General features: G+C 44.7%; 8 protein-coding genes (2 of these 8 running past the window's edge). 7 read left to right on the top strand and 1 reads right to left on the bottom strand.

Annotation, left to right across the window (positions count from 1 at the left end):
- The 7 genes from CLV95_RS15870 to CLV95_RS15835 all read left to right on the top strand — a co-directional run.
- Positions 1-1405 carry the 3' portion of a bifunctional GNAT family N-acetyltransferase/carbon-nitrogen hydrolase family protein gene (locus tag CLV95_RS15870; RefSeq protein WP_002722064.1) on the top strand. It extends 179 nt beyond the left edge of the window, so the window shows 1405 of its 1584 coding nt (coding positions 180-1584); its start codon lies off the left edge, out of view; it ends in the stop codon at positions 1403-1405.
- On the top strand, positions 1387-1749 hold the full coding sequence (locus tag CLV95_RS15865; RefSeq protein ID WP_002733136.1) for a transmembrane 220 family protein: 363 nt from the start codon (positions 1387-1389) through the stop codon (positions 1747-1749). The genes CLV95_RS15870 and CLV95_RS15865 overlap by 19 nt, the downstream gene beginning before the upstream one ends.
- Positions 1750-2580: 831 nt before the next feature.
- Entirely contained in the window at positions 2581-4998 is a 2418-nt protein-coding gene (locus CLV95_RS15855; RefSeq protein WP_002733143.1) for a TonB-dependent receptor family protein, read from the top strand.
- Positions 4999-5001: 3 nt separating this feature from the next.
- Complete coding sequence (locus CLV95_RS19935; RefSeq protein ID WP_002733130.1) at positions 5002-5292, top strand: hypothetical protein; 291 nt, start codon at positions 5002-5004, stop codon at positions 5290-5292.
- Positions 5292-6614, top strand: a complete 1323-nt coding sequence (gene lruB, locus CLV95_RS15845; protein WP_002733132.1) for an imelysin LruB — start codon at positions 5292-5294, stop codon at positions 6612-6614. The genes CLV95_RS19935 and lruB overlap by 1 nt, the downstream gene beginning before the upstream one ends.
- 25 nt (positions 6615-6639) lie before the next feature.
- Complete coding sequence (locus CLV95_RS15840) at positions 6640-8148, top strand: di-heme oxidoreductase family protein (RefSeq protein ID WP_002722049.1); 1509 nt, start codon at positions 6640-6642, stop codon at positions 8146-8148.
- Complete coding sequence (locus tag CLV95_RS15835) at positions 8145-9359, top strand: imelysin family protein (RefSeq protein WP_002722055.1); 1215 nt, start codon at positions 8145-8147, stop codon at positions 9357-9359. The genes CLV95_RS15840 and CLV95_RS15835 overlap by 4 nt, the downstream gene beginning before the upstream one ends.
- Before the next feature lie 56 nt (positions 9360-9415).
- On the opposite strand, the gene CLV95_RS15830 is transcribed toward CLV95_RS15835, so the two are convergent.
- Positions 9416-10000, bottom strand: partial view of a glycosyltransferase family 2 protein gene (locus CLV95_RS15830; protein ID WP_002733141.1) — the 3' portion only. 183 nt of this gene lie beyond the right edge of the window; only the last 585 of its 768 coding nucleotides appear in the window; its start codon lies off the right edge, out of view; it ends in the stop codon at positions 9416-9418.

The raw sequence follows: 10000 nt of genomic DNA, 5'->3' as shown, positions 1-10000 counted from the left end.
TCAAATCTCTAAATTCCCTGAAGGACAAATTTGTATCGAAGACAATGGAAAAGTCGTCGGGGCGGCCATCAGCCAAATCGTCAAGTGGTCAGATTATGGAGATAATCACACCTACGAAGAAATCGTAGGAAAGGGCGACCTCAAAAATCACAACGAAAACGGAGATTCTCTCTACGGTGTGGATATTTTCGTTCATCCTGAGTATAGAGGTTTGCGTCTTGGCCGAAGACTATACGACGCGAGAAAGGAACTCTGTGAAAAACTGAATCTCAAGAGAATCGTGGTCGGAGCTTGGATGCCCGGTTACGAAAACTATGAAGATTCCATGACTCCGGCTCAATACATCGAAAAAGTAAGAGATAAGGAAATCTACGATCCTGTCCTTTCTTTTCAACTCGCGAACGGGTTCCACGTTCGAAAACTCAAACGGGGCTATTTCGGACATACCAAAGGTTTCAGCTCTTATGCCGTTTTATTAGAATGGTTGAATATATATTACGAGAAAGAAGAGATCACCTTGATCGGAGGACAAAAAACCGTCGTTCGAGTCGGAGTCGTTCAGATGCAGATGCGTCCCGTGGCGGGAATCGAGGAATTGATGCATCAGGTGGAGTTTTTCGTCGATACCGTGGCGGGATATAACGTTGACTTCGTATTATTTCCGGAATTTTTTAATGCGTCTTTACTTGCAAGATACAACGACAGAAGCCCTTCGGACGCAATGCGCGCGCTTTCGAGTCACACCGAAAGTATCATCGAAAAGATGGTGGAATTTGCAGTTTCATACAACGTGAACATCATTTCAGGTAGTATGCCGGAATACAGAGACAACACTCTCCATAACGTCTCTTACCTCTGTAGAAGGGACGGGACTTACGAAGAGCAGTATAAACTCCATGTAACTCCGGACGAAGATTTTTACTGGGGGGTCAAGGGCGGATACAATCTTTCGGTATTCACTACGGACGCGTGTAAGATCGGAATTCTAATCTGTTTCGATGTGGAATTTCCGGAACTTCCGAGATTCTTAGCGGAACAAGGAATGGACATTCTGTTTGTCCCGTTTTACACAGATACGAAAAACGGTTACAACCGAGTCAGACACTGCGCAATGGCAAGAGCGATCGAAAACGAATGTTACGTCGTGATTTCCGGCTCCGTCGGTGCGCTTCCTCATGTGGAGAATATGGACATTCAGTACGCACAGTCCGCCGTTTTTACCCCTTCCGACTTTGCATTTCCTCACGACTGCGTGGCTGCGGAATCCGTTCCGAATACGGAAATGACTTTGATCGCCGACTTGGATTTGGATCTTTTAAAGGAACTCCGTAAAAAAGGTTCCGTTCGAAATCTATCCAATCGAAGAAGAGATCTTTACGAACTCAAATGGATTTACGAATCATGAAAATTTTTTCAATCGTTACGATTTTGATCTGGCTCGTTTTTGCAGGGCTTCAGTGGAACGATCCCGATCCCTGGCTTTGGATTCCGCTTTATCTGAGTGTCGTCGCATTATATGCTGGATTTTTAATATATCCCGAAAAAACGGAACTTTGGCTTGGTGCGTCTTTATTTCTTTTAGTACTTTTTTCGGCGGGAACCGTATTTGCTGCGATGCAGATTCAAAACCTATCCTTCGACGACGAAGTCACGAGGGAAATGGGCGGTTTGATTTTATCGACGGTTTGGTCCGGAATCCTAGGGTATTGGATTCGTAAGAGAAAGGCGAGTTCAATTTCAAAAGGATGAAATTTTTCAATGCCGCTTTTTATTCCGGTCCGATCTTTTTCGGTTCGGTTTTACTCTTAGAGCCGGTCTCAAAACTGTCTTCTGTGGGAGCGGCATTGCCGCGACTCTGTCCTCAGTCCTCTGAATGTGAGAGTTCCCACAGAAACCGTCGCATTGGCGGTTTTCTCCCGTCGTTTAAAATTGTAATAGTTCTTACATTCCTAAGGTTTTGGGACAGACTTTAAGTGTTCTTTCAATACGAACTGCTTCCGGAATTCTTATTTGTTACACCGAATTCACGTTAGATTACAACCCACAAGGGACATGCAGGGCTTGGTCCAAGACTCAAGGCACCTCGTTCTTTAAGAGTCGTCCCAAGGACCGAGCGGAACTCCGCGAGCCCGGAATGGCCCCATAACGTTACCCACAAATTAAGAAGGCTTTTGGGATCATAAGGATCAAAAACTGATATTTTTCAAGTGTTCCGACAAGAATGAGGCTTTTTACTTGCAAGAAGTATGATTTTGTGGTAAAGAAAACCTCCCGAGTCTTCCCACCGCCTCTCCCCTCCACCCAAAATCAGGGTGGGGCGTAAGTTTCACAGAGGATTTGTAGTAATTCCGACAGATTTATTTTCAGATCCAAGTATTTGTGGGTAAGGTTATGGAATGGCCCGGTCCGCGAAGCGGATGTGGCCGAAAAAGTTTTACGTGGGAGTTCCCATAAATTCTGTTCTCTTTTGAATTTTTATTCCTAAATTTTTCCTTCGAACCCGAATCTTTTCACTTCATTCTCCCTTGACTCTAAAAGCCGTAGACAAATATTGAGAATCATTTTCAAAATTTAAACCCAATGGAACAAAAATCAATTTTGTCTTTTTGTATTTTTCTCCTCTTCTTACTTTCTTGGGGAGTTTTCGCACAATCAGAAGAAACACAACGTCCTTCTTTGAATGGAGAGGAACCGGAACGCGCAGCCATTTCGGTGATAGGAAAACGAAAGGTCGACCTCAAAAGAATTCCCGGTTCTGCAATCGTTGTTGAGAAAGAATTTTTGGAACAGACGAAACCGGTTGATTCAATGGAAGTTCTGAGAAGAGTTCCCGGAGCTTCCATCCGTTACCAAGATACCGGTTTGATTTTAAATCTGGGTTTTCGGGGCGTGAACAACGATCTCGGGAGAAAAGTTCTCATTTTAGAAGACGGAATTTTTACGTCTCTCAATCCTTACTCCGCGCCGGAACAATATTATACGCCAAATATCGATCGTATGGAAAGAATCGAAGTCATCAAAGGTTCAGGAGCGATTCTTTTTGGGCCTTCTACGATTGGCGGAGTGGTTAACTTCATCACAAAACGTCCTTCGAAAGAACCGACTCTTTCCGTGTCCGCACAAGGCGGATCCTACGGATTCTTTTCCTCTCAAGTTTCTTACGGAGGAACTTTCGGAAATACCGGTATCGATATTTCGTTTCTCAGAAAACAAGGAAACGGATTTCGAGATCACCAAGACTTTCGATTGCATGAATTCTCCTTTAAATCCATTACCGATCTGAATGAAAAACATATTCTCACTTCTAAATTTTTAGCAACCGCCCAAGATGCGAACATGACTTATCTCGGTTTGACGACCGCCCAGTTTTGGAATCATTCTTCCTCCAACTTCGCAGAACAGGATAACCGAAAACTTCAGAGATATTCCGGCGATATCGGCCACGAATGGAAGTTCACCGATCATTCCAAACTCGTGACAAAAGTTTATGCCGCGTATACGGAAAGGAACTGGGCAAGACAGAATTACCTTAGAAATACGGGTTCCAACTTCGGCGCTATTCCGGGCAACGTAATCAAAACCTACGATACGGAACCGTTTGTAAATCGCCCAGGCGATACGGTTTATATGTTGGACAGCGTTGGTCACAGAAACCGTTCTTATCGTTTTGTAGGTGCGGAATCCCGCTACCAACAAGACTATCAGTTTTTTGGAATCAAGAATCAGCTTGACGCAGGCCTGCGTTACCATTATGAAACGGCGGACATCAAATACTTAGACGGACCACCTACTCCCGATTATGCGATCTTCGGCAACGGTTTCGACAAGCCCCCGACCGGAACCGCCTCTTCGGAATATTCCCTCTCCAAATCGGGAAACATAAGAGATCACGAAGTCAATCATACAAAATCCGTCGCGGGTTTTGCTCAAAACAGTTTCAAGTTCTACGATCGGTTTTCGGTGATTCCCGGAATCCGTTACGAATCGTTTGTACAAAACAGGACGATTCTTCGTCAACAGTCCTTGGATCCGATCACCAGCCAACCTCTTCCGAATTCCCCCTCCCAAGAAGTGGATAAGGGAAGCAAACACACGTATCATGTCGTAATTCCCGGTCTCGGGCTTACTTACGACCTCAATAAAGACGTGACCTGGTTTGCGGGTGCACACAAAGGCTTTTCACCTCCTAGATATCAGGACGCATTAAACAATTCCGGCGTCGTCAATCGAATCGATCCGGAATATTCCTATAACTACGAAACCGGCTTTCGAGGAGATATCACAAATTACTTAAGTGCCCAGGTAAGCTACTTCGATCTGAACTACATCAACCAGATCATAATCACTTCCTCCACTTCTGGAAACGACTCCGCCTCCTCCGCGAAAAACGGAGGAAGAACTTACAGTAGAGGTTTGGAAACCAACGTCACGTTCGACCCGGCCAAATTGTTCGGCGCGTCCTTCAAACTTCCGATCGATTTGATTTACACAAGGGCGGACGCAAGAATGAATCAGCATTCCATCGACGCAGCAAAAATCACGCCAAATCAATCTCTTCTCGATTTTATCGTCACTCAAAAAGATAAAAACGGGAACTACGTCCCTTACGTTTCCAGAGACACCGCAACCCTCGCCCTCGGTTTTATCCATCAAAAGGGTTTTTACTCGAGAGTGGAATATCAATATTTCTCCGCCCAATATCACGACGACTCAAATACTCGAACCGTATACTGGGCCGACCTGATAACGGACCCTCTCGGCAAAAAAGTATTACAATATCTCAATATTACTTCGAATAGCTCCGGTGAAACCGGTGTGATTCCCGCATACGGACTCATTCATTTTTCTATGGGTTATAAGGACCCGATTCAACGTTGGAGTCTTTTTGTCACCGGAAAGAATTTAGCCGATGTTCGTTACATATCCGGCCGCCTTCCCGAAGGAATTCAAGTTGGCCCGTTTCGCCAAATCAATGTAGGTGTCACTTTTGAACTCTGATCTATGTTTTTTAGTAATTTCAGTCCTTCAAGAATCGGAAGTTTGTATGAGTTCCCATTCCAGGAAAAATTTCTCTCTCGGATCTGGCTTCTATGCGAAAAGTGCATCATTTCCCCTCAAACTAGAAATTTTTCGTGGGAGTTCCCACAAATTCATCCTAAAACAAAATTTTCGTTTGACTATAATTTTGATATTGAGAATTGGTATCAATATCATAACAACCAGTTCATCGAAAATTCCCCGGTTGCGGACAACGTTGCCGGGATCTTTTTAAAAACTTTCAGGAAACTTTAATGAATCTCAAAAAATTTACTTTCCCCTTTTTTCTTTCAATCGCGGTACAGGCCTTGCTTTTAAATTGTAAGCCGGGAGAAAAATCGAACGATTCCCTACTCTCTCTACTTGCAGTGGGACTCCAACCGACCGCGACTAAAGCTCAAGTAGTCGATCGTTATCTACAACTCGGTTACGAATCGTACGACCAAAGCTACAAAGACGCAGTCAATCTGCAAACCGCAGTAACGGCATTCGCCGCAAATGCAAACCCGAGCGCAGCGGATCATGCAAATCTTAAAAATCTATACATCATCGCAAGAGCTTCTTATCTAGTAACCGAAGCGTTCCGTTTTTCTTCCGGACCGATCGATAACGTAGACGTCTTAGGTTGCGGAAGCAACGCGGACGGATCCGGAGAAGAAGAATGTGAAGGCCTGATCAACTCATGGCCGTTAGACGAAAGTGCGATTGATCACCATATAGGCAATAACAACATAGCACAGATAAACTACGCCGCTATCTTAGCTGCAAACGGAGATGCAGGAGCAAACAACGGAGCCGATGATGGTGACGACGAAACCGCAATCACGGTAGGATGGCACGCGATCGAATATATTCTCTGGGGACAAGATTTGTCTAACGGAGGAGTCAACGAAATCGCAGGGCAACGTACTGTAGCGGAACTTACAGGAGGTGCTGGAACAGACGGACAGAAAAGAAGAGCTTATATGAAAGCCGTTACGGACGGACTCGTTCTCCAACTAGGGCTGATCCGAGACCAATTTGCAAACGGTTCCAGATATTCGGATGCATTGAAATCCAATCCTAACGCAGCAATCACCGCTATTTTTCAGGGTCTTGGAAAATTCATCGCAGGAGAATGGGGAGGAGAAAGACTCACCGGAACTTTTGACGGACAACAAGAAGAAGAACATTCCTGTTTCAGCGATACTACCAAAGCCGACTTTTACTACAATGCTCAAAGTGTATTGAACATTTGGTCCGGATCTTACGAACTGAAAAAAGGAACCGTAACTTCCACAGGACCGGGACTAAGAAGTCTTTTCGGGACTCTCAGCGCCCCGCCGATCACCGCTCAGGCAACTGCATCCAGAGACGTATTTTGTATCAATCTTCCGGAACAAACAGCCGATCCGAACTACACGACTACTTGTCCACCCAAATCTTTGACCGGAAGATACGACCAAATTATCAGAAATACGGATTCCGAGTATAAAATTCTTTTTGATACCCAAAAACTGATCGGAGATACCATGAAAAAAACGATCACCGATGCCGCAAAAGGAGTTGGCGTTTCGATTACCGATTTCTCCATTTAAGTTCCGTTATGAAAGATGAATCATTATGAAAATAAAAAAATCTATGATGAAAAAAAGTTTTCCCTTTACGATTTCAATCAATTCAAAAATTCGAATAGGATTCCTTAGCGGGATCCTATTCTGTTTACTCACTCAGTGTAACCTGAATATTTTCGACCATAAAAAAAACAACGATCAAGAATTGGCGATAATTCTGCTTATCCTTGCCAATATGGATCCCGGTGAACAATATTCCGGCGGTTTGACGACGGTTTTCGATACCACTGTAAACGCCTTCGATCTGGCCGCTGCAAATCTCAGAGAAGGTGGAAACATAGACTTTCAAGGTGGGAATTCTTTCTTCAACCGAGTTTGGGTTCAAGGCGGAAATTCCGCTTCCGACGGATTGGGGCCGGTTTTTAACAGCACCTCCTGCAACGGTTGTCACGTAAAGGACGGAAGAGGAACTCCTCCCCCCAGCGGAAGCAATGTTTTTTCCACTATGTTGATTCGAGTCAGCCAAAACGGAAAAGATCCGATCACAGGCGGACCGGTAGGACTCGACAACTACGGACTTCAGATCAATAATCGTGGAATTGGGGCAGTTCCAGCGGAAGCGACCACAACCGTACACTTTGCGGAAGAACCGGGAAATTTTCCTGACGGAGAGGCGTATTCGCTGAGGAGACCTACGTTCACCATCTCGAATTGGGGTTTTGGTCAACCTCCACTCGTGCACCAATCTCCTCGGACATCTCCCATGATCCCAGGACTCGGACTTTTAGAAGCGATTCCAGAATCGACCATTCTTTCTTTTGCAGATGAAAACGACTCGAATGGCGACGGAATCTCCGGTAAACCGAATTTCGTTTGGGACGCAAAACTGCAAAAGAAAGTATTGGGAAGATTCGGATGGAAAGCCAACGAACCGAGTTTATCACAACAAAATCAGGGAGCGTTTTTAGGAGATATAGGAATCACAAGCCCTCTTTTTCCGGATCAAAACTGCGTAGGCGCACAGGTGGCCTGTTTTAATTCCCCTCCTGGCGTTAACGGAACCCCTGAAGGAACCGAAATTTCGACTAAAACCGCGGAATTAGTGACTTTTTATACCAAACTTGTGGGTGTCCCCGGAAGAAGAAATTGGACCCGCCCCGATGTGATTCGAGGGAAAGAAATCTTTTCGGAAATCGGATGTAACGCCTGTCACAAGCCTTATATCTTCACGGGCCATTCGGAAGGATTTCCGGAAATTTCTTTTCAACACATAAAACCGTATACCGACCTTCTCCTCCACGATATGGGACCTGATCTCGCAGACAACCGGGAAGATTTCGAAGCCTCCGGAACGGAATGGAGAACCCCTCCTCTTTGGGGAACGGGACTCATTCAAAAAGTCAACGGCCATAACCATCTCCTTCACGACGGACGTGCAAGAGGTCATAAAGAAGCGATTCTATGGCACGGAGGAGAAGCTTCGGCATCCAGAAATAAATTCGTCAATCTTGCGAAAGAAGATCGGGATAAGTTGATTCTATTCCTGGAATCTCTATGAGAATTTTAGAATCTATTCATACTCTTGGAACAAGAACATCTCTTTCCAAAGGAATTAAAATTCTCACTCTGAGCATGATGATCGTATTTTCGAAAATTCGCTGCGGAGACTTCGGAAAAATTACGGGAACAGAAACCCTACTAGTCGCGTTATTCGCAAACGCAAGTACGGGGGAATTTCTGAATTATACGGCCAACCGAGTCGCCATCCCTCAGCTCGCTCGTCTTCTAACCGCAACCGATGAGTTAAAAACGAGCGCCGCTTCGTACCAAGCGAATCAGAACGCGGCCACTCTTACGGATCTTCAAACGAAATGGTTGGCCGCGAGAAGGATTTTCAAACAATCCGAGACCTTTTATATCAACCGGTCCTATCTTCCTTCGAATTTCTTCCACAAATTGGACGGTTATATTTTAGGAGAAAACAACCGTCCGACGGCGAACGATTTGAATCTAGCCGCAGCAACCAATCCTAACACGAGTACAGTCGATTCGTACCCTCTTACTCGAAAAGGATTTGCCGCATTGGAATATTTCATTTTCGACGACGGCAACGGAACGCATACGGTCGCCGCAATTAATGCGGCAAATGCAAATGCGGGAAGAAGAACCTACATCGTCTCTCTCGCAAATGTGATTCAACTGGACGCACAACGCCTTCTCGGTTCCTGGAATTCTTCTTCCGGGAATTTTGCGGAGGAATTGGCTTCCGGCAAAGGTTCCTTTGGCGGGATCAAGGATGCAATCGACTCGTTCATCAATGGACTCGTTCAACTGGAATATACGAATCAAGACATTCGAGTCGGAGTTCCGGCGGGTCTTACGGTTGCAGGAACGACTCAATATCCTACAAAACTGGAATCGATTTACAGCGATACCGCCTACCAAGACCTATTGTCGTCTATAGAAGGATTGGAACTCGTTTATTACGGCAATCCAGGAGATAACGAAGCGAGATCCCTCAGTTATCTCGTTCAGTTTCAAAACAGCGCGTTGGATGCCCGCGTTAAGACGAAAATCGCCGCATTAAAATCTCTCATTCAGGAAAGAATCAACGCATCCGCGACGCTTAAGGCCGACCTCGCCGGGAATCTCAATTTCGTAAATACGGAAATTTATTTAAGATTCAGAGAACTTCGAATCATCTTTGCGACAGAAATCATAGGAATCTTAGGAGCAAACGCCCTACCTTCCAATTCGGACGGGGATTAAAAAACGAAATGATTCGGTAAACCGGGAAACGACATCATTCCCGGGATACGTACGTTTTAAACTTTCTTCTCATCCTTCAAATTCAATTCGTATAATTTAATATACTTTAGAAAATTATAATAGAACCCCAAAGTCGCTAGAACAAAACCTTGTTTCCCGTCCAAAAACCCGAATCGAATAAAATACATCCAAAACGCCTTATAGAATCCTTCCAGAAACGCGTAAAAAAGACCGCTCGTTTTCCCCGCCCCGTATTTTTCCCGAGCACCTAATTCGGAATACGCATTGATGTAACGGACATGGTCTCCGATACTTTTATAGGAATAATGATATACGGGAAAATTCAATTTTTTGCATATACCTTGAAGTTGAATCGTCTCGTGAACAAGCCCCCCTCCGAATTTTCCTTTGGATTTGTGGAATAGCCGAATCCTTCGATTGGGATACCAACCTCCATGACGGATCCATTTTCCCAAATACCAAGTGAGTCTCGGAGTGGAATATCCGTCCGCAGTAGGGAGTCCGTTCTGAAACAAAACCAGAATTTCTTCTTTTAATTCCGGCGATACTTCTTCATCCGCATCCAAAGTTAAAACCCACTCGTTTTTAACGAAGGAAAGAGCGAAGTTTTTCTGACTTAC

The sequence above is a fragment of the Leptospira borgpetersenii serovar Javanica genome (assembly GCF_003046425.1).
GTDB lineage: Bacteria > Spirochaetota > Leptospiria > Leptospirales > Leptospiraceae > Leptospira > Leptospira borgpetersenii.
Note: the sequence above shows the minus strand (reverse complement) of the source record. Positions and strands in the feature narration are given on the sequence as shown.

Bases quoted from the DNA above. Each gene is read 5' to 3' on its own strand.
- CLV95_RS15865 (WP_002733136.1), top strand. From the start codon at position 1,387: ATGGATTTACGAATCATGAAAATTTTTTCAATCGTTACGATTTTGATC.
- CLV95_RS15855 (WP_002733143.1), top strand. From the start codon at position 2,581: ATGGAACAAAAATCAATTTTGTCTTTTTGTATTTTTCTCCTCTTCTTA.
- CLV95_RS19935 (WP_002733130.1), top strand. From the start codon at position 5,002: ATGTTTTTTAGTAATTTCAGTCCTTCAAGAATCGGAAGTTTGTATGAG.
- lruB (WP_002733132.1), top strand. From the start codon at position 5,292: ATGAATCTCAAAAAATTTACTTTCCCCTTTTTTCTTTCAATCGCGGTA.
- CLV95_RS15840 (WP_002722049.1), top strand. From the start codon at position 6,640: ATGAAAATAAAAAAATCTATGATGAAAAAAAGTTTTCCCTTTACGATT.
- CLV95_RS15835 (WP_002722055.1), top strand. From the start codon at position 8,145: ATGAGAATTTTAGAATCTATTCATACTCTTGGAACAAGAACATCTCTT.